This is a genomic window from Kitasatospora sp. NPDC056076 (genome assembly GCF_042266305.1).
In the GTDB taxonomy this organism is placed as follows: Bacteria; Actinomycetota; Actinomycetes; order Streptomycetales; family Streptomycetaceae; genus Kitasatospora.
Genome location: NZ_JBHJWG010000024.1, coordinates 89,614 through 107,990 on the forward strand (window position 1 = coordinate 89,614; position 18,377 = coordinate 107,990).

Here is an 18,377-nt window from a genome sequence, read left to right on the forward strand (position 1 = left end):
GCGCTCCCCCGTCGGGGGCGGGTTCAGCCGTCGCCGAGGCCCATGTCGCGGGCCCGGGCGACGGCCTCCGCGCGGGTCGCGACGTGCAGTTTCTCGAAGATGTGGGTGACGTGGTTGCGGACGGTCTTCTCCGCGACCACGAGCTCCCGGGCGATCCGCCGGTTGTCGTGGCCGCGCGCGACCAGGTCCAGCACCTCGGCCTCGCGGGCGGTGAGGTCGGGGAAGAGCTGCCCGGCCTCGCGCATCTTCGCCCCGGCCAGCAGCGCCGTGATCCGCCCGGCGACCTCGCCGCCGAACACCGCGCCGCCCGCGGCGACCGTCCGGACGGCGTGCAGCACCTCCTCGCGCCCCGCGCCCTTGACCAGGTAGCCGCGGGCGCCCGCCTGGAGCGCGGCGAGCAGGTTGCCGTCGTCGTCCGACATGGTCAGCATCAGCACCGGCGGGGACTGCTCCTGGCCGGAGAGCCGGCGGACGGCCTCCAGCCCGGAGCCGTCGGGCAGGGAGAGGTCCATGATCACCACGTTCGGGCTGTGTCGGGCGACCGCGTCCGGGACATCGGCGACCCGCTCGGCCTCGGCCACCACGGTGACGCCCTCGGCACTCTCCAGCGCCGCCTTGAGCCCCTCGCGGAAGAGGGGGTGATCGTCGACGATCAGTACCCGAACGGGTGCCGCCCCGCCCGCCGGGCCGGAGGGTGCGACCAGCTGGTGTTCATCCACCCGGCCGACACTAGCAGCGGCGATCACGTGACTCTCCGTGACATGCCCGGAGGTCGTCCGCACGGCGGGGGTGGCGCCCACCGCCGTCCCGCCCGGAATGCGTGACCGCTGCCTCAGGCGACCGGGACACCGGGCCGAGCAGACTGGGACCGGACACCCTGGGGACGAGGCGCCGGCGGACCACGACGCGGCCGGCGGAACACCCGCTGTCGAGAACCGAGGTGGTGCCATGATCACGGTCTCCTCTCCCCCGCGCCGCACCCGGGCCGAGCGGCAACTGACCGCCGCCGCGGTCGTCACCGCGCTCTGCTTCGTCTCGGCGACGGTGTGGATCTGCTACGTGCTCGTCCACCTCGGCGAACCGGGCGTCTCCCACCCCCGCGACGAACTCGCCATCCTGGTCTACGCCCTGCCGACCGCCGGGGCCGGCATGCTGCTCCACGCGCACCGCCCGGGCAGCCCGCTCGGCTGGGTGATGCTCGTCTACGCGCTCACCAACATCCTCCCCCGGGTGGCGGCCGCACCGCTCTGGGTCGAGGTCCGCGACCCGGGCATCGCCGGCGCCGTGCTGGCCTTCGACACGGTGCTCAGCGCGGTCAGGACGACGCTCATCTACGCGCTGCCGCTCTGGCTGCCGAGCGGACGGCTGACGACGCGGCGATGGTGGTGGTTCATCGGGGCCGTCGGCGTGTGGGTGAGCGCCGAGGTGGCCCAGGGCCTCGCCGACCCGACGACCTACGGGCGGACCAACCCGCTGGCCGACAGCCCGCCGGCGCACCTCGCCGTGAGAGTGGTCGACGGACTGGGCGGCCACGACCTGCTGATCAGCGAGTGCGTGCTCGGGTTCGTCACGCTGGTCCTGCTGTCCCGGCTGCTGCGGCCGGCCGCCGTCCCGGGGCGCGACGCGGCCGAGACCCGTCGGCACCGGCTGCGGGTGGCGGGCATGCTCGGGGCGTACGTGCTCTGGGTCGCGCTGCAGGACTTCTACATGCGCAACCGGGCCGACCACTACTGGCTCAGCTACTGGCTGTTCACCGCGGCGGGGGCGGTCTGGGCCGTCGCGATCGGCTTCCTGGTGATCCGGGACCACGGCTGGCGGCTCGACCGGGCGGCGCGCAGCGTCCTGATCGGCCTGTTGCTGGGCACCGGCGTCACCGGACTGTTCGTGGTGGCCGCCGCCGCACTGTCCAACTCGCTGCTACCGGGGCGCGGTGGGGCCGCCCTGCTGCTGATCGCCCTGGTGTACGCGCTCGGCGCCACCCTGCCGAAGGCGGCGCGACGGGCCGTCGCCGTGGTGGACCGGCTGTACTACGGCGAACGCGCGCAGCCCTACCAGGTGCTGCGCGCGCTCGCGGGGCGGGTGCGGCAGGTCGTCGACCCGGAGCAGCTGCCGGCGGCGCTGTGCGCGACGGTCGCCGAGGAACTCAAACTGCCCGGCGTCACCCTGGCCGTCACCACCCGGGCCGGACGGCGCACGCTGGCCACCGCCGGGCGGCTGAACGGCCGCAGCCAGGGCTTCGCGCTCGTCCACAACGGGCTGCCGATCGGCGAGTTGACCGTCGGGCTGCGGACGGGCGAGGAGCGGCTGGCGGCGACCGACGTCGACATCCTGCGCTCGCTCGCCGACCAGGCCTCGCCCGCCGTCGCCTCCCTGCAGCTCCAGGAGGACCTGCTGGCCAGCCGGGAGCAGATCATCGCCGCCCGGGAGGAGGAACGACGATGGCTGCGGCGGGACATCCACGACGGGCTCGGACCGGCCCTGGCCGGCCTGCGACTGCGGGTGGACAACGCGGCCTCGACGGCGGACGGCGGGCTCGCGGACCCGCTGCACACGGTCTCCGAGGGCCTGGGGATGGCGATCCAGGAAGTCCGCCGGATCACCGACCGGCTCGGGCCGGCGCCGCTGGGCGAACTCGGACTGGCCCGGGCGGTCCGGCAGCTGGCGGACAACTTCAGCGGGGCCGGGCTGACCGTGACGGTCGAGGTCTCGCCGGAGCCGCTGCCGGAGCTGGCGGCGGCGGTGGAGGTCGCGGCCTACCGCATCAGCGCGGAGGCGCTCAACAACGTGCTGCGGCACGCCCGGGCCCGGACGGTGCGGGTGGCGCTCCGGGTGGACGACGAGGCGCTGACGCTGACCGTGCAGGACGACGGGGTCGGGTACCGGGAGACGGAGACCGTCGACGAACCGCCGGGCGGCGGGGTCGGCCTGCGGTCGATGGCCGACCGGGCCGCGGAGATCGGCGGCCGCTGCACCGTCGGACCGCTGCCCCAGCAGCACGGCACGCAGGTACTGGCGGTGCTGCCGCGCTCGGCGGCGGCCAACCGGTAGCGGGCTCAGCAGTAGCGGGCACGGGGGTGGCGGTGCGAGCGGGCGGCGGGCAGCGGGCAGCCGGCAGCCGGCAGCGGGCGAGAGCCGACGGATAACAGCTGACAGATGACAACGAACAGCTGACAGATGTTGAAATCTGTCAGCTGTTCGTTGTCATCTGTCAGTCGGAAGAGGGGGCGGCCGGGGTGAGCTACTGGCCGGGCCCGCATCCGAACGGGCAATCCTTCGGCGTGACCGTGCCGGACTTCGACCCGGAACGCCCGATCGACTCCGAGGCGGAGCCGGAACAGACCTTGCGCAGTGCCAGGGCTGCCGCGATCACGCCCGCCAGCACTCCAGCCGTACAGATCATCCTGGTCGCAGTCGTCGAGGCAGTCGCGGTGTTCGTGGACATGAGGCGGTACTCCTGATTCTTCCGAGCGGCCGATCCGATCGATCAATCGCTCTGCCCACCACTGTGCGGACGGGCCTGCCCCGTTCGCATGGGTTCGAGGTCCTGTTCAGGTCCCAGAACCGCGCCGACCCGGCCACGCACGGCGGCCACCGGCCCGGAGGTAGACCAAGTCACCTGGGAACAGCGGAACTTCACGGTCGTCGAGAACGAGGCGGGCGTCGGCGCCGGAGAGCAGCACCAGGAACGTGTCCACCGCGGCCACGGCGTACGGCCCGTGCTGCCCGCCGGGGGCGAGGAGCACGGTGTCGACGGCGATCCGCCGGGCGGACCGGACGGGCCCGAGGGCTCGCGAACCGCCGCGCTGGACGGGGATGTCGGCTGCGGACAGGACCGGCCGGACGGTGAGCACGGCGGTCGGTGCGCCGCGCACGGCGGTGAGCCGGTGACTGCTGCCGGGCGGGTGGTGCAGCACCTCGCCCGGGGACAGGATCCGGCCGCCCGCGGACAGCCGTCCGGCCAGCACCACGGTGACCGACTCGACCGGTTCGCAGGGGAGTTGCTCGACCAGGACGCCGGGCGGCAGGGTCTCGACGGTCAGCGCGGCACGGACGGCCGGACGGTGCCCGGGGTCGATCAGCCGCTGGAAGACGGGCGCGGTGCGCGGGACGGCAGCGGGGACGAGGATCACAAGTGGCTCCCGGAGAACGGTGAAGGTCAGGGCCGGTCGCGGCGTTCGGCGCGACGGCGGGCGAGGGAGGCCCGGGTGCCGGCGCGGTGGCGGGGCACGGCCAGGGTGAGGCAGAGCAGTTCCGCGCCGAGCGGGCCGGCCTCGATCCGCAGGGTGCGGCCCCTGCGGGCCAGCAGCAGGTCGCCGTCCGAGGCCAAATGGTCCGGCTGGTCGGCGAGTTGCCCGATGACGGCGGCGCCGCGCAGGACGTGCAGTACCGTCTCGGCGTCGGGCCGCCCGGGCAGGACGTGATGGGCGCCCGGGCTCAGCCGCAGGTGGTCGAAGGCCTCGCAGGCGCTGGCGAGCATGGCGCGACGGGCCAGTGAGCGGATCCGGACCCGCTCCCCGTTCGGGCCGAGCAGGACCGTGGCGGAGCCGGTGTCGGTGGTGACGATCATCTCTGGTCACCTTCTTCGGGTTCTTCGGGTTCTTCGGGTATTTCGGGGGAGGTTTCGGCTTCTCCGGCGGACCGTTCGGCGGCAGGTTCGACGGCCGGCTCCGCGGACGGGAAGACGGCCAGGACGGCGTGGAAGTACTCCAGTCCGGCCGTTCCGGCGGTCAGGACGGTCCGCGCGCCGAGCGGGAGCACGACGGCAGTGCCCTCGACCAGCGGCAGGCCGGTGTCGGCGCGCTCGGGGTGGTCGGGGTGCACGACGTCCTCCGGCAGGGCGGCGAGGCCGGAGCCCGCGGTGACGTACAGCGCGTGCTCGACGCCCTCGGCGGTCACCTCGGCGCTCCGTCCCGGTTCGAGCCACTGCAGGCCGACGGCGCGCAGCGGTCCCGCGAGCAGGCCTCCGGGGTCGACGGCGCAGCCGCGGCGGCGCAGGTCGGTGATGACGGTGCCCGGCATCTCGGACGCTCCTTCGGTGCTCTGGGCGGGCTCTGCGGACCGCCTCTGCGCACCACGTTCCGCCGCCCGCCGTCCCGGTCGCACGGGGGTGTCGTCCCGTCCCGTTCCCGGCCGCGCGGCCGGACCGTCCCGGGCCCGTACGCGCGAAGTCCCGGGCGGTGCCCGTCGCGGTCCCGGGCCCGTGGCCGCCCCGGTCCCACCCCGGTCCCGCCCCTGTCCCACCGGGCCCCGCACGCCCCCCGTACGGCCCCCAGCAGGCGGCCGCCGGACAGCCCACCGAACCCCCCGCAGCGACGCCCGGGACCGGTGTACCGGACCGGCGTACGGTGGAACCCGGAGGCCGTGGAATGCACGTCACCGGAACCCCCTTCACCGACCGCGGAGAGGCGGGCCGCCACCTGGCCGGCCGGCTCGGCCACCTCGCCGGCCCCGGCACCGTGGTGGTCGCCCTGCCCCGGGGCGGCGTACCGGTGGCGGCCGAGGTGGCGGCGGCGCTCGGTGCGCCACTGGACATCTGCGTGATCCGCAAGCTGGGCGTGCCGTACCAGCCCGAGCTGGGCATGGGGGCGATCGGCGAGGACGGCGTCCGGGTGCTGAACGAGCAGGTCATCCGGCTCGCCGGGGTGGGTGACGGGCAGCTGGCGCAGGTGGAGCGGCGCGAGCGCGCCGAGTTGGAGCGCCGGGCGCTGCGCTACCGGGGCGACCGCCCGGCGGCGGACCTGCGCGGGCGCACGGTGGTCGTGGTGGACGACGGCGTCGCCACCGGCTCGACCGCCCGGGCCGCCTGCCGGATCGTCCGGGCGCGCGGGGCGGCGCGGGTGGTGCTGGCCGTCCCGGTGGCGCCGCGGGACTGGACGGAGCGGCTGTCCGAGGTCGCCGACGAGCTGGTCTGCGTCGACACGCCGTCGCCGTTCTTCGCGATCGGCGAGTTCTACGCCGACTTCACGCAGACCGGCGACGAGGAGGTGCTGCGGCTGCTGGCCGAGGCCCGGCGCGAACCGCCCGACGGCGAGCCGCCCGGCGGGGAGCCACCCGACGGCGAGCCGCACGACCGCCATCCGCCCGACGAGGAGCCACCCGACGAGGAGCCGCCCGACGGGAACGGCATCGACCGCGAGCTGCCGCTGGCCGTCGCCGGGGTCCGGCTGACCGGACGGCTGACCGTGCCGGCCGGGGCCCGCGCGGCGGTGGTCTTCGCGCACGGCAGCGGCAGCGGCCGGCGCAGTCCGCGCAACCGGCACGTCGCCCGGCACCTGAACCGCCGCGGGCTGGGCACCCTGCTGTTCGACCTGCTCACCGAGGCCGAGGAGCCGGACCGGCGCAAGGTGTTCGACGTCGCCCTGCTCGGTTCGCGGCTGACCGCCGTGGCCGAGGAGCTGGGGCGCACCGAAGGGGCCCGCGGGCTGCCGCTGGGGCTGTTCGGCGCCAGCACCGGCGCGGCCGCCGCGCTGTACACGGCCGCCGAACTGGGCCCCGCGGTAGGTGCCGTGGTCTCCCGGGGCGGGCGGCCGGACCTCGCCGGGCCGGACGTGCTGGCCCGGGTGGACGCGCCGACGCTGCTCGTGGTCGGCGCGCTGGACACCGCCGTGCTGGACCTCAACCGGCGGGCCCTGGCCCGGCTGGGCGGGGCGGGCGAGCTGGTGGTGGTGCCGCGCGCGAGCCATCTGTTCGAGGAGCCCGGCACCCTCGACCAGGCCGCTGAGCTGGCCGGGGACTGGTTCCTGCGCCACCTCCCGCCCGCCGACGGGCCCGGCCCCGTGGACCGGTAGGTGCGGCTGCACAGAATTCGGGCGGCGACCGCCCGGAGGCAGCGCATTTTGCGCAGCCGAAGCCGGGATTTCCTGGCCAGCTTGTACACATTGAGCAGTGAAAAACCGACCTGTTGCCCAACCCCCACGACAGGAGCAAGCTCTCCGCAACCGCACCGCCCACCCGTCGCCGTGCGGCCGCGATCCACGCGATCCGACCCGGCGGGCCGCAAGGCCCCCGAACACCCCCGGAAGCCTCAACGCCGAGGCCCTGACTGGAGGAACGAGCGATGACCCCGCAGTCCCACGCCCTTGAGCTGACCCCCGAGGAGCGCGAGGCCGGCCTCGACGCCGACCAGCTGCGCCGCCTCGTCGGACTCGTCGAGCACGACCAGGCCTCCGACCCGTTCCCGGTCACCGCCCAGGACGCGGTCGTCTTCGTGGTCGGCAACGCCACCCAGACGGCCCAGTTCTACCAGGTCGTGTTCGGCATGGAACTGGTCGCCTACTCCGGCCCGGAGACCGGCCGCCGCGACCGCAAGGCCTACGTGCTGCGCTCCGGCTCCTGCCGCTTCGTGATCAAGGGCGGCGTCCAGCCGGACAGCGCGCTGCTGGACCACCACCGCCGGCACGGCGACGGCGTGGTCGACCTCGCCCTGGAGGTCCCGGACGTCGACAAGTGCATCGAGCACGCCCGGGCCAGCGGCGCCACCGTCCTGGAGGAGCCGAACGACGTCTCGGACGAGAACGGCACCGTGCGCCGCGCGGCCATCGCCACCTACGGCGAGACCCGCCACACCCTGATCGACCGCTCCCGCTACCAGGGCCCGTACCTGCCGGGCTACGTCGTGGCGAAGAGCAGCGTCACCCGCCCGGAGGGCACCCCCAAGCGCCTGTTCCAGGCCCTCGACCACGCCGTCGGCAACGTCGAGCTGGGCCGGATGGACGAGTGGGTCCAGTTCTACAACCGGGTCATGGGCTTCGTGAACATGGCCGAGTTCGTCGGCGACGACATCGCCACCGAGTACTCCGCCCTGATGTCCAAGGTCGTCGCCAGCGGCAACCACCGGGTGAAGTTCCCGCTCAACGAGCCGGCCATCGCCAAGAAGAAGTCCCAGATCGACGAGTACCTGGAGTTCTACACCGGCCCCGGCTGCCAGCACATGGCGCTCGCCACCAACGACATCCTCACCACCGTCGACGTGCTGCGCTCGCGCGGCGTCGAGTTCCTCAACACCCCGGACGCCTACTACGACGACCCGGAGCTGCGGGAGCGCATCGGCAAGGTGCGGGTGCCGATCGAGGAGTTGAAGAAGCGCGGCATCCTGGTCGACCGCGACGAGGACGGCTACCTGCTGCAGATCTTCACCAAGCCGATCGGCGACCGTCCGACCGTCTTCTACGAGTTCATCGAGCGGCACGGTTCGCTGGGCTTCGGCAAGGGCAACTTCAAGGCGCTGTTCGAGTCCATCGAGCGCGAGCAGGACCGTCGCGGCAACCTGTGAGCGTCGGCCTACCCTGATTGACGGCGGCCCTGACGGACGTTCGAGGCGTCGAGGAGGAGCACGGAGATGGCGTACTACCGGCAGCTGGGCAGCATCCCGCCCAAGCGGCACACCCAGCACCGCACACCCGAAGGCGGGCTGTACTACGAGGAGTTGATGGGCGAGGAGGGCTTCTCCTCCGACTCCTCGCTGCTCTACCACCGGGGCATCCCCTCGGCGGTGGTCGACGCGGTGCCGTGGGAGCTGCCCGACCAGTCCACGGTGCCCAACCATCCCCTGCTCCCCCGCCACCTCAAGCTGCACGAGCTGTTCGCGGACCAGGAGTGGAAGTCCGCGGACGTCGTCGGCAGCCGCCGGCTCGTCCTCGGCAACGGCGACGTGCGGATCTCGTACGTCGCCGCCGGGGCCCCGAGCGAGCTGTACCGCAACGGGCTCGGCGACGAGTGCGTGTACGTGGAGTCCGGCGCGGGCACGGTCGAGACGGTCTTCGGCTCGATCGAGGTCGGCCAGGGCGACTACGTGATCATCCCGCGCGCCACCACCCACCGCTGGGTGCCGACCGGGGACGAACCGCTGCGCGCCTACTGCATCGAGGCCAACAGCCACATCACCCCGGTCAAGCGCTACCTCTCCAAGTACGGGCAGCTGCTGGAGCACGCGCCGTACTGCGAGCGGGACTTCCGCGGGCCGGTCGGGCCGCTGGTGGTCGACGCCGACGGCGACGTCGACGTGCTGGTCAAGCACCGCGGCCCGAACGGGGTCTCGGGCACCCGCTACACCGTGCCGCACCACCCCTTCGACGTGGTCGGCTGGGACGGCTGCCTGTACCCGTACGCCTTCAACATCCGGGACTTCGAGCCGATCACCGGGCGGATCCACCAGCCGCCGCCGGCCCACCAGGTGTTCGAGGGCAACAACTTCGTGATCTGCAACTTCGTTCCCCGCAAGGTGGACTACCACCCGCTGTCGATCCCGGTGCCCTACTACCACGCCAACGTGGACAGCGACGAGGTGATGTTCTACTGCGGCGGCGACTACGCGGCCCGCAAGGGCTCCGGCATCGCCCAGGGCTCAATCTCGCTGCACCCGGGCGGGCACACCCACGGGCCGCAGCCGGGCGCCTACGAGCGCAGCATCGGCGCGGAGTTCTTCGACGAACTGGCCGTCATGGTGGACACCTTCCGCCCGCTGGAGCTCGGCGAGGGCGGGCGGGCGAGCGAGGACGCCAACTACGCCTGGACCTGGGCGGGTCGGGGGCCCGCGCGATGAGCGCCGACGGCTCGCCGGCACAGGCTTCGCCGGTCCCGGAGCTGTTCCGCGGCCTCTTCGACGACGCGGCGGTGTTCCCCCCGGGGAACCTGCCGGTCGTCGAGGCGGTGCCCGCGCACCGCGTCCACCGCACGGCCTGGTACGCCGACGCGGTCGGCCCGTTCCTGTGCGGGGCGGGCCGGTTGGGCGAACTGGCCGCGGCGGTGGCGGGCACCGGGCCGCTCAGGGTCGGGCTCGTGCTGCCGGGGGGCGGCGCCGAGCTCGGGCCGGCGCTCACCGCCGCCGCACCGTTCGAGCTCGCGGGCGTCGAACTCGCCACCCGGGACGTGCGGGAGGCCGTGGCCGAACTGGACCGGCTGCTGCCGCCGGACGTGCCGGCCGCCGTCGAGCTGCCGCGCGAACTCCTGCGCGGGGACGGCCTGGACGAGACCCTGGACGCCCTGGTCGACAGCGCCTACCGGGCGAAGTTCCGCACCGGCGGGGTCGTCGCGGCGGCCTTCCCGGACGAGGACGAACTGGCCGCCTTCCTCACCGGCTGCGCGCAGCGCGGCCTGCCGTACAAGTGCACGGCCGGACTGCACAACGCCGTCCGGCACACCGACCCGGTGACCGGCTTCGAGCACCACGGCTTCCTCAACGTGCTGCTGGCCGCCCAGGAGACCGACCGCGCGGCAGCCGCCGCGGTCCTGGCCGAACGCGACGGCGAGGTACTGGCCAAGGCCGTCCACGCCCTCACCGGGCACCAGGTTACGGTGATCCGCAACTCGTTCACCGCGTTCGGCACCTGCAGCGTCGCCGAACCCCTGGACGACCTGGCCGCGCTCGGCCTGCTGTCGCCCAGTCCACTCCTCCAGGAGGACCATTGAGCACCCCCCGCAGCTGGCTGGCCAGCGCCCAGGACTCGCCGTTCGGCGTGCACAACCTGCCGTACGGCGTCTTCACCGCGGCCGACCGGCCCGGGCGGCGCCGGATCGGCGTGCGGGTCGGGGACTTCGTGCTGGACGCCGGGGCCGCCGCCCGCGCGGCCGGGGCGCCGTCCGTCCTGCTGGACGCGGACTCGCTCAACCCGCTGATGGCGGGCGGTCGTTCGGTGTGGACGCAGGTGCGCACCGACCTCACCACCTGGCTCACCGACGAGACGTTCCGGGAGGCACTGTCGCCGGCCCTGCTGCCGGCCGACGAGGTCGAACTGCACCTGCCGTTCGAGGTCGCGGACTACGTCGACTTCTACGCCTCCGAGCACCACGCCACCAACCTGGGCCGGATCTTCCGCCCGGGCTCGGAGCCGCTCACGCCCAACTGGAAGCACCTGCCCATCGGTTACCACGGGCGGGCGGGCACGGTCGTGGTCTCCGGCACGCCGGTGGTGCGCCCGCACGGGCAGCGCAAGGCGCCCGCCGACACCGCGCCGAGCTTCGGGCCGACCCGGCGGCTGGACATCGAGGCCGAAGTCGGCTTCGTCGTCGGCACGCCGTCCGAGCTGGGCCGACCGGTCGTGCTGGACGACTTCCGCGAGCACGTCTTCGGCGTCTGCCTGCTCAACGACTGGTCGGCGCGCGACATCCAGGCCTGGGAGTACGTGCCGCTCGGCCCCTTCCTGGGCAAGTCCTTCGCGACCTCGATCTCGCCGTGGATCGTGCCGCTGGACGCCCTCCAGCACGCCCGGGTCACGCCGCCGGAGCGCGACGTCGAGCCGCTGGCGTACCTGGACGACCGCGGCGGCGAGCCGTGGGGCCTGGACCTGGCCATGGAGGTCCGGCTGAACGGGCACCTGGTGTCGCGGCCGCCGTTCGCCTCCATGTACTGGACGGCGCAGCAGCAGCTGACCCACATGACCGTCAACGGCGCCTCGCTGCGCACCGGCGACCTGTTCGCCTCGGGGACGGTCAGCGGGCCGGAGCGGGACACCCGCGGCGCGCTGATCGAGCTGACCTGGAACGGCGAGGAGCCGCTCAAGCTGCCGGACGGCACCACCCGGACCTTCCTGGAGGACGGCGACGAGGTCGTCATCACGGCGACGGCCCCGGGGCCGGACGGCGTGCCGGTCGGCTTCGGCGAGGTCTCGGGGCGGGTGCGGGGCTGACGGCTCGGCGGCTCGGCGGCTGACAGATGACAAGTAACAGATAACAGACGACGGACAACAGCTGACAGATTTCATCATCTGAAATCTGTCAGCTGTTCGTTGTTCGCCCGCCCCACCCCCGCCCCACCCCCGCCCCGCCCTGTGCCCGCCCCGCCTACAGCCCGGCGCCGCCCGTGGCGTCGACGACCCGCCCGGTGACCCAGCGCGCATCGTCCGAGGCCAGGAAGGCGACGATGTCCGCGATGTCCTCCGGCTGCCCGACCCGGCCGAGCGCGGCGAGCGAGGCCGCGTGCGCCTCCGCCTGCGGGTTGCCGCGCAGCCAGCCCGCGTTGACGTCGGTGTCCACCACGCCGGGCGCGACCGAGTTCGCCGTGATCCCGCGCGGGCCCAGCTGCTTGGCCAGGTTGAGCGTGAAGGTGTCGAGCGCGCCCTTGGTCGCGCCGTAGGCGATGATCTCCGGCATCGCGAGCCGGGCGGCCCCGCTGGAGACGTTGATGATCCGGCCGCCGTCCCGCATCCGCTCCAGCCCGTGCCGCACCACGAAGAACGGCGCCCGGACGTTCACCGCGAACACCTCGTCGAAACCCTCCTCGGTCAGTGTCGCGAGGTCCGAACTGCGACCGATCCCGGCGTTGTTGACGATGATGTCGACGCCGCCGCCGGGCGCGTGCGCCCCGACCTCCGCGTCGAAGGCCGCCCAGAGCGCGGCCGCGTCCCCGTGCTGCCCCAGTTCGGCGCGCAGCGCGAAGGCCCGCCCGCCGTCGGCCCGGATCCCGTCGACCACCTCCCGTGCCGCCGCGTCGTCCCGGGCGTAGCCGACCGCGACGACGGCACCGTCCCGTCCGAGCCGGCGGGCGATCGCCCGGCCGATCCCCCTGCTGCCGCCGGTGACCAGCGCCACCTTGCCCTCGAGTCCGTACGCACCCATGACCGAGCCCTCCTGCCGCGTCCACATTTCTTGAGCGATCGCTCAAGAAAAAACCTAGCACACACTTCTTGAGCGACTGCTCTAAAATTCGATCCATGACCGAGGCAGCGACACCCGACAGCGCACCGGCGGCCGGCCCGGCCCCCCGCCCCCGGCGCGGACGGCCACCCGCCTTCGACCGGGACGAGGCCCTGTCCGCCGCGACCCGGCTGTTCTGGGAACGCGGCTACGAGGCCACCTCCGTCACCGACCTGACCACCGCCATGGGCATCCGCCCCGGCAGCCTCTACGCCGCCTTCGGCGACAAGCGCTCGCTCTTCGAGGAGGTCGTCCGCCGGTACGGGCACTCCCCGGTCGGCGCGTTCGTCGGCGTCGCGCTGGCCGAGGAGACCGGCGCCCGGGCCGCCTTCGCCCGGATCCTGCGCGAGGCCGCCGCGATCTACCCAGACCCGTCCCACCCCGCCGGCTGCCTGGTGATCAGTGCCGCCACCAACATCACCCCGCAGGACGCCGGGGTCCAGGCCCTCCTGCGCGACCTGCGCAACCGGAACCGGCAGGTCTTCGAGGACCGGCTGCTCGCCGCCCGGCAGGACGGCGAACTGCCGCCCGGGACCGACCCGAAGGCGCTGGCCGGGTATCTCGCCACGGTCATCCAGGGGATGTCCCAGCAGGCCCGCGACGGCGCCACCGCCGAGGAGCTCGGCCGAGTCGCCGAACTCGCCCTGCGCGCCTGGCCGTAGCCACCACCTGCCGCGGCCGCCCGCCACGAGCGCCCGCCACGACCTCGGCCACAACCGTCACCCCGGCCGCCCCTGCCGCCCCACCCTAGGGGCCGCAGGCCCGGGCGGCCTCGTGATCACAACGGCCCCACCGCCCCGGTACGGTGGACCGCGGCAGGCCAGATCACCGAGGGGACGGGAGCGGTTCCGATGAGCGCAGGGGCGGCAGAGACGGCAGCGGTCCAGGAGGTCCAGGCCGCCCTGGACGGCGACGGCGGCCTCGGGCGGATCGTGCTCAACCGTCCGCGGGCCCTCAACTCCCTGACCCACGGCATGATCACCGCCATCCGGGCGACGCTGGACGACTGGGCCGCCGACGACCGGGTGCGCGCCGTCGTCCTGACCGGCGCCGGCGAGCGCGGCCTGTGCGCGGGGGCGGACCTGCGCGCGATGCACGCCGACGTCACGGCCGGCGGGGCCGGCACCCGCGCCTTCTTCCGCGACGAGTACCGGGTGAACGCGCTGATCGCCCGCTACCCGAAGCCCTTCGTCGCGGTCATGGACGGCATCACCATGGGCGGCGGCATCGGCCTGTCCGCCCACGCCGCGGTGCGGATCGTCACCGAGCGCTCCGTGATCGCGATGCCCGAGACCCGGATCGGGCTCACCCCGGACGTCGGCGGCAGCCTCCTGCTCGCCCGTGCCCCGGGCGAGTTCGGCACCCACCTCGGGCTCACCTCGGCCTCGATCGGCCCCGCCGACGCGCTGCTGTGCGGTTTCGCGGACCACTTCGTCCCGTCCTCCCGCCTGCCCGAGCTGCTCGACGCCCTCGCCGGTGGCGCCGATCCGGCCGCGACCGTCGCCGCCCACGCCGAGCCCGCGCCGACCGCCGGAACCACCGGAGCCGGCGGAGCCACCGGGACCACCGGCCCCGCCGGATTGGCCGCTCAGCAGGAGTGGATCGACACCTGCTACGCGGCCGACACCGTCGAGGAGATCGTCCGGCGCCTGCTCGACTCCGGCGTGCCGGAGGCGAAGGAGGCCGCCGAACTGCTGCTCGGGAACTCCCCCACCGCCGTCAAGGTCACCCTGGCCGCACTGCGCCGCGCCCGTACACTGCCCTCGCTGGAGGCCGCGCTCGACCAGGAGTACCGCATCTCCTGCGCCGCGCTGGACCGGCCGGACCTCGCCGAGGGCATCCGCGCCCAGGTGATCGACAAGGACCGCGATCCGCAGTGGTCGCCGCGCACGCTCGCCGAGGTGACGGAGGCCGAGATCGCGAGCTTCCTCGCCCCGCGCGAGGGCGACGAGTTGGGCCTCGCCTGAGCCGCCCGCCCCTCACCGGAACACCCACCCCGCCGGAACGCCCACCCCGCCGGAACACCTTCCCCGCCGGAACACCTGCTCCCCGGAACGCCTGGAGAACGCCATGACCCATCCGCTGCCGACGCGGGCGGCCACGCCGACGCCGGACGGGGGCGCCGACCCGCTGTCCCGGGTCCCGCTCGGCGAGCAGGTGCGCGGGCTGCTGCTGGAGGGCCTGCTCGGCGGTCGCTGGCAGCCCGGCGACCGGATCGTCGAACGGCGCCTGGCGGCCGAGTTGAACGTCAGCCAGGCGCCGGTGCGCGAGGCGCTGCGCTCGCTGCAGACCCTCGGGCTGCTCGACGCGGAGCCCAATCGGGGCGTCCGGGTGCGCGAGATCGGCCCGGCGGAACTGCGCGAGGTCTACCTGGTACGGGCGGCACTGGAACGCCCGGCCGCCGAGGCCGCGGTCGTCCGGCTGGCCGGTGACACCACCGCACTGGAGCGGCACGCCGAACGGATGGCGAGCGCCGCGGCGGCCGGCGACACCCTCGGGCAGGCCCGGCACGGGGTGGCCTTCCACCGCGAGATCGTCGCCGCCTCGGGCAACGGGACGCTGCTGCGGACCTGGGAGGGCCTGGGCGTGGAGGTCTGGACGGTGCTGTCGCTGCACCGGGTCCGGCCCGAGCTGCACGAGAACGCCGCCGACCACCTCCCGCTGATCGAGGCCTTCCGACGGCAGGACCCGGAGGTCGGGCGGCTGCTCGCGGAGCACGTCCTGGAGTACGCCGACCGCTCCCACTGAGCACCGGCTTCGACGCCCCCGCTCGGCGTCTCCCCGCCCTCCCATTGTTCGCACGAGGATGATCGATCATCGAGCAGACTACTCGCCGGTAGCGGTTGACGCACCGCCCCGCCAGTCCCTACCGTCCACAGTGAGTTCCATTAGGAGAAACACTATTCCGCATCACGGAATAAGTGCCCTGAGGCAACCGGTAAAGGGGAACCACCCGTGTCCCAGCTCGACCAGCTTCACGACCAGGACCCCGAGGAGCTCGCGGAGTGGCGCGACTCGCTCGACGCCGCCCGCGACTTCGGCGGGCCCCACCGCGCCGCCCACCTGCTGCGCCGCCTCGTCGAACACGCCCAACTGCGCCGCCTCGACGTCCCCCCGCTCCTGGACACCCCGTACGTCAACACCATCCCCACCGCCGCCGAACCCGAGTTCCCCGGCGACGAGGAGATGGAGCGGCGGATCACCGCCTGGAACCGCTGGAACGCCGCCGCCATGGTGACCAGGGGCAACCACCGCGGCGGCCTCGGCGGGCACATGGCCACCTACGCCTCGGCCGCCTGGCTGTACGAGGTCGGCTTCCAGCACTTCTTCCGGGGCAAGGAGGCCGACGGCTCCGGCGACCAGCTGTACGTCCAGGGCCACGCCGCCCCGGGCGTGTACGCCCGCGCCTTCCTGGAGGGCCGGCTCACGGAGGCCCAGCTGGACCGCTTCCGCCAGGAGACCGGCGGCGACGGACTGCCCTCCTACCCGCACCCGCGCCGACTGCCCTGGTTCTGGGAGTTCCCCACCGTCTCGATGGGGCTCGGCCCGCTCTCCGCGATCCACCAGGCCCGTTTCAACCGGTACTTGACCGCGCGCGGGATCAAGGACACCTCCGGCTCGCACGTGTGGGCCTTCCTCGGCGACGGCGAGATGGACGAGCCGGAGTCCACCGCCGCCCTCGCCCTGGCGGCACGCGAGGGCCTGGACAACCTCACCTTCGTGGTCAACTGCAACCTCCAGCGCCTGGACGGTCCGGTCCGCGGCAACGGGAAGATCGTGCAGGAGCTGGAGCGCCAGTTCCGCGCGGCCGGGTGGAACGTGGTCAAGTCGCTGTGGGGCGAGGCCTGGGACGAGCTGCTGGCCCGCGACACCGGCGGCGCCCTGGTCCGCCGGCTGGGCGAGGTGCCGGACGGGCAGTTCCAGACCTACGCCGCCTCCGACGCCCGCTACATCCGCGCGCACCTCTTCCACGCCGACCCCCAACTGCGCTCCCTCGCCGACGCCTTGGACGACCGACGGCTCTCCGAGATCGTCGCCACCTCCCGCGGCGGCCACGAGCCCCGCAAGGTGTACGCCGCCTACCGGGCCGCCCTGGAGCACCGGGGCGCCCCCACCGTGGTGCTGGTGCAGACCGTCAAGGGCTGGACCCTCGGCCCCGGCTTCGAGGCCCGCAACGCCAACCACCAGATGAAGAAGCTCTCCGGGGCGCAGTTCCGCGCCATGCGCGACCTGCTCGAACTCCCCATCCCCGACAGCGCCCTGGACACCGAGCTGGTCCCGTACGCGCACCCGGGCCCGGACTCGCCCGAGGTCCGCTACCTGCGTGAACGACGCGCCGCGCTCGGCGGCCCCGCCCCGGCCCGCCGGGTGCGCTTCACCCCGCTGCCCGAACTGCCCGCCAAGCCCTTCGAGACACTGTTCAAGGGCTCCGGCACGCAGGAGATCGCCACCACCATGGCCTTCGTCCGACTGGTCAAGGACCTCGTCCGGGACAGGGCCACCGGCCACCGCTGGGTGCCGATCGTCCCGGACGAGGCGCGCACCTTCGGCATGGAGTCGCTCTTCCCGACCGCCGGGATCTACTCCCCGCTCGGCCAGACCTACGACCCCGTCGACCGCGACCAACTCCTCCACTACAAGGAGTCGGTGAGCGGCCAGATCCTCAACGAGGGCATCACCGAGGCCGGTTCGATGGCCTCGCTGACCGCCGCCGCGACCTCGTACGCCACCCACGGCGAGCCGGTCGTCCCGTTCTACATCTTCTACTCGATGTTCGGCTGGCAGCGCACCGCCGACCAGATGTGGGCGCTGGCCGACCAGTTGGGCCGCGGCTTCCTGATCGGCGCCACCGCCGGGCGCACCACCATGACCGGCGAAGGCCTGCAACACGCCGACGGCCACTCCCCGTTGATCGCCTCCACCAACCCGGCCGCGCTCTCCTACGACCCGGCCTTCGGCTACGAGGTCGCCGTGATCGTCCGCGAGGGACTGCGCCGGATGTACGGCCGCAGCGAGCAACACCCGGACGGCGAGGACGTGTTCTACTACCTGACCGTCTACAACGAGCCACTGCCCCAGCCCGCGCTCCCGGACGGCCCGGCGGCCGCGAACGGAGTGGCCGGGGACGGAGTGGTCGACGGCATCCTGCGCGGGCTCTACCGGTACCGCGCGGCCGACGCCGACCACCTGCCCACCGACGCGCCGAGGCTCCAACTCCTCGCCTCCGGCACCGCCGTGCACTGGGCGCTCGCCGCACAGCGGCTGCTCGGCGAGGAGTGGGGCGTGGCGGCCGACGTCTGGTCCGCACCGTCCTGGACGGAGCTGCGCCGGGAGGCGCTCGACTGCGACGCCGCCAACCTGGCCCGGGCCGCGGCCGGCACCGGCGCGGCGGACCGCGTCCCGTACGTCACCCGGGCGCTGGCCGGGGCACCCGGCCCGGTGCTGGCGGTCAGCGACTGGATGCGCGCGGTGCCGGACCAGATCCGCCCCTGGGTCGAGCAGGACTGGACCTCCCTGGGCACCGACGGCTTCGGCCTCTCGGACAGCCGGGCGGCCACCCGGCGGCACTTCGGGGTGGACGCCGAGTCGGTCACGGTCGCCGCGCTGGCCGCACTGGCCCGCCGGGGCGAGGTCAAGGCCGAGACCGTACGCCAGGCCGCGGAACGGTACGGCGTCCGGTTCTGAACCCCCCGCCGCGCTGGTGACCGGCGTCTCGCATGCCAAGACTGGCGCGCGACGGGGCGCGT

General features: G+C 73.8%; 16 protein-coding genes. 11 read left to right on the forward strand and 5 right to left on the reverse strand.

The window, feature by feature from the left end:
* Positions 1-23: 23 nt before the first annotated feature.
* A complete protein-coding gene (locus ACFC1T_RS21045) occupies positions 24-719 on the reverse strand; it encodes a response regulator (RefSeq protein ID WP_375890700.1) in 696 nt (231 codons plus the stop codon).
* A 229-nt stretch (positions 720-948) separates the two neighbouring features.
* Between ACFC1T_RS21045 and ACFC1T_RS21050 the strand changes: the two genes are divergently transcribed.
* Together ACFC1T_RS21050 and ACFC1T_RS21055 are read left to right on the forward strand one after the other, a co-directional pair.
* The gene (locus tag ACFC1T_RS21050) at positions 949-3,048 is read left to right on the forward strand and encodes an ATP-binding protein (RefSeq protein WP_375890702.1); all 2,100 of its coding nucleotides are present in this window, start codon (positions 949-951) and stop codon (positions 3,046-3,048) included.
* Between the two features lie 185 nt (positions 3,049-3,233).
* Positions 3,234-3,458, forward strand: a complete 225-nt coding sequence (locus ACFC1T_RS21055) for a hypothetical protein (protein WP_375890704.1) — start codon at positions 3,234-3,236, stop codon at positions 3,456-3,458.
* Positions 3,459-3,548: 90 nt separating this feature from the next.
* On the opposite strand, the gene ACFC1T_RS21060 is transcribed toward ACFC1T_RS21055, so the two are convergent.
* Genes ACFC1T_RS21060 through ACFC1T_RS21070 form a run of 3 tightly spaced genes read right to left on the reverse strand, consistent with a single transcriptional unit; the run spans position 3,549 to position 5,019 of the window.
* A complete protein-coding gene (locus ACFC1T_RS21060; protein WP_375890706.1) occupies positions 3,549-4,130 on the reverse strand; it encodes a hypothetical protein in 582 nt (193 codons plus the stop codon).
* A gap of 26 nt (positions 4,131-4,156) precedes the next feature.
* On the reverse strand, positions 4,157-4,567 hold the full coding sequence (locus tag ACFC1T_RS21065; protein ID WP_375890708.1) for a hypothetical protein: 411 nt from the start codon (positions 4,565-4,567) through the stop codon (positions 4,157-4,159).
* Positions 4,564-5,019, reverse strand: a complete 456-nt coding sequence (locus ACFC1T_RS21070) for a hypothetical protein (protein WP_375890710.1) — start codon at positions 5,017-5,019, stop codon at positions 4,564-4,566. Before ACFC1T_RS21070 ends, ACFC1T_RS21065 begins: the two co-directional genes overlap by 4 nt.
* Before the next feature lie 347 nt (positions 5,020-5,366).
* Here ACFC1T_RS21070 and ACFC1T_RS21075 point away from each other — a divergent pair, with 347 nt between their 5' ends.
* From ACFC1T_RS21075 to fahA, 5 genes are all read left to right on the forward strand, one after another.
* Complete coding sequence (locus tag ACFC1T_RS21075; protein ID WP_375890712.1) at positions 5,367-6,788, forward strand: phosphoribosyltransferase family protein; 1,422 nt, start codon at positions 5,367-5,369, stop codon at positions 6,786-6,788.
* Positions 6,789-7,057: 269 nt separating this feature from the next.
* Positions 7,058-8,272, forward strand: a complete 1,215-nt coding sequence (gene hppD / locus ACFC1T_RS21080; protein ID WP_375890714.1) for a 4-hydroxyphenylpyruvate dioxygenase — start codon at positions 7,058-7,060, stop codon at positions 8,270-8,272.
* A gap of 66 nt (positions 8,273-8,338) precedes the next feature.
* Positions 8,339-9,541, forward strand: coding sequence for a homogentisate 1,2-dioxygenase (locus ACFC1T_RS21085; RefSeq protein WP_375890716.1), 1,203 nt, complete (start codon positions 8,339-8,341; stop codon positions 9,539-9,541).
* Positions 9,538-10,407 carry a hypothetical protein gene (locus ACFC1T_RS21090; RefSeq protein ID WP_375890717.1) on the forward strand — a complete coding sequence of 290 codons (870 nt, stop codon included), beginning with the start codon at positions 9,538-9,540 and terminating at the stop codon, positions 10,405-10,407. The genes ACFC1T_RS21085 and ACFC1T_RS21090 overlap by 4 nt, the downstream gene beginning before the upstream one ends.
* Positions 10,404-11,624 carry a fumarylacetoacetase gene (fahA, locus tag ACFC1T_RS21095; protein WP_375890719.1) on the forward strand — a complete coding sequence of 407 codons (1,221 nt, stop codon included), beginning with the start codon at positions 10,404-10,406 and terminating at the stop codon, positions 11,622-11,624. The genes ACFC1T_RS21090 and fahA overlap by 4 nt, the downstream gene beginning before the upstream one ends.
* A 154-nt stretch (positions 11,625-11,778) precedes the next feature.
* Here the strand turns inward: fahA and ACFC1T_RS21100 are convergent, their stop codons facing one another.
* Positions 11,779-12,552: an SDR family oxidoreductase gene (locus tag ACFC1T_RS21100; protein WP_375890721.1), complete on the reverse strand. Its 774-nt coding sequence runs from the start codon at positions 12,550-12,552 to the stop codon at positions 11,779-11,781.
* Positions 12,553-12,647: 95 nt separating this feature from the next.
* Between ACFC1T_RS21100 and ACFC1T_RS21105 the strand changes: the two genes are divergently transcribed.
* The 4 genes from ACFC1T_RS21105 to aceE all read left to right on the forward strand — a co-directional run bounded on the left by ACFC1T_RS21105 (position 12,648) and on the right by aceE (position 18,315).
* Entirely contained in the window at positions 12,648-13,292 is a 645-nt protein-coding gene (locus tag ACFC1T_RS21105) for a TetR/AcrR family transcriptional regulator (RefSeq protein WP_375890723.1), read from the forward strand.
* A 189-nt stretch (positions 13,293-13,481) separates the two neighbouring features.
* Positions 13,482-14,597, forward strand: coding sequence for an enoyl-CoA hydratase/isomerase family protein (locus ACFC1T_RS21110; protein ID WP_375890724.1), 1,116 nt, complete (start codon positions 13,482-13,484; stop codon positions 14,595-14,597).
* A 103-nt stretch (positions 14,598-14,700) separates the two neighbouring features.
* Positions 14,701-15,378: a GntR family transcriptional regulator gene (locus ACFC1T_RS21115; protein ID WP_375890726.1), complete on the forward strand. Its 678-nt coding sequence runs from the start codon at positions 14,701-14,703 to the stop codon at positions 15,376-15,378.
* 207 nt (positions 15,379-15,585) lie between these two features.
* Positions 15,586-18,315: a pyruvate dehydrogenase (acetyl-transferring), homodimeric type gene (aceE, locus tag ACFC1T_RS21120; RefSeq protein ID WP_375890728.1), complete on the forward strand. Its 2,730-nt coding sequence runs from the start codon at positions 15,586-15,588 to the stop codon at positions 18,313-18,315.
* The last annotated feature ends 62 nt before the right edge of the window (positions 18,316-18,377 follow it).

Excerpts from the sequence above, each read along its gene's own strand:
- ACFC1T_RS21050 (WP_375890702.1), top strand. The coding sequence starts at position 949 with ATGATCACGGTCTCCTCTCCCCCGCGCCGCACCCGGGCCGAGCGGCAA.
- ACFC1T_RS21065 (WP_375890708.1), bottom strand. The coding sequence starts at position 4,567 with ATGATCGTCACCACCGACACCGGCTCCGCCACGGTCCTGCTCGGCCCG.
- ACFC1T_RS21070 (WP_375890710.1), bottom strand. The coding sequence starts at position 5,019 with ATGCCGGGCACCGTCATCACCGACCTGCGCCGCCGCGGCTGCGCCGTC.
- ACFC1T_RS21075 (WP_375890712.1), top strand. The coding sequence starts at position 5,367 with ATGCACGTCACCGGAACCCCCTTCACCGACCGCGGAGAGGCGGGCCGC.
- hppD (WP_375890714.1), top strand. The coding sequence starts at position 7,058 with ATGACCCCGCAGTCCCACGCCCTTGAGCTGACCCCCGAGGAGCGCGAG.
- ACFC1T_RS21085 (WP_375890716.1), top strand. The coding sequence starts at position 8,339 with ATGGCGTACTACCGGCAGCTGGGCAGCATCCCGCCCAAGCGGCACACC.
- ACFC1T_RS21090 (WP_375890717.1), top strand. The coding sequence starts at position 9,538 with ATGAGCGCCGACGGCTCGCCGGCACAGGCTTCGCCGGTCCCGGAGCTG.
- ACFC1T_RS21100 (WP_375890721.1), bottom strand. The coding sequence starts at position 12,552 with ATGGGTGCGTACGGACTCGAGGGCAAGGTGGCGCTGGTCACCGGCGGC.
- ACFC1T_RS21105 (WP_375890723.1), top strand. The coding sequence starts at position 12,648 with ATGACCGAGGCAGCGACACCCGACAGCGCACCGGCGGCCGGCCCGGCC.
- ACFC1T_RS21110 (WP_375890724.1), top strand. The coding sequence starts at position 13,482 with ATGAGCGCAGGGGCGGCAGAGACGGCAGCGGTCCAGGAGGTCCAGGCC.
- ACFC1T_RS21115 (WP_375890726.1), top strand. The coding sequence starts at position 14,701 with ATGACCCATCCGCTGCCGACGCGGGCGGCCACGCCGACGCCGGACGGG.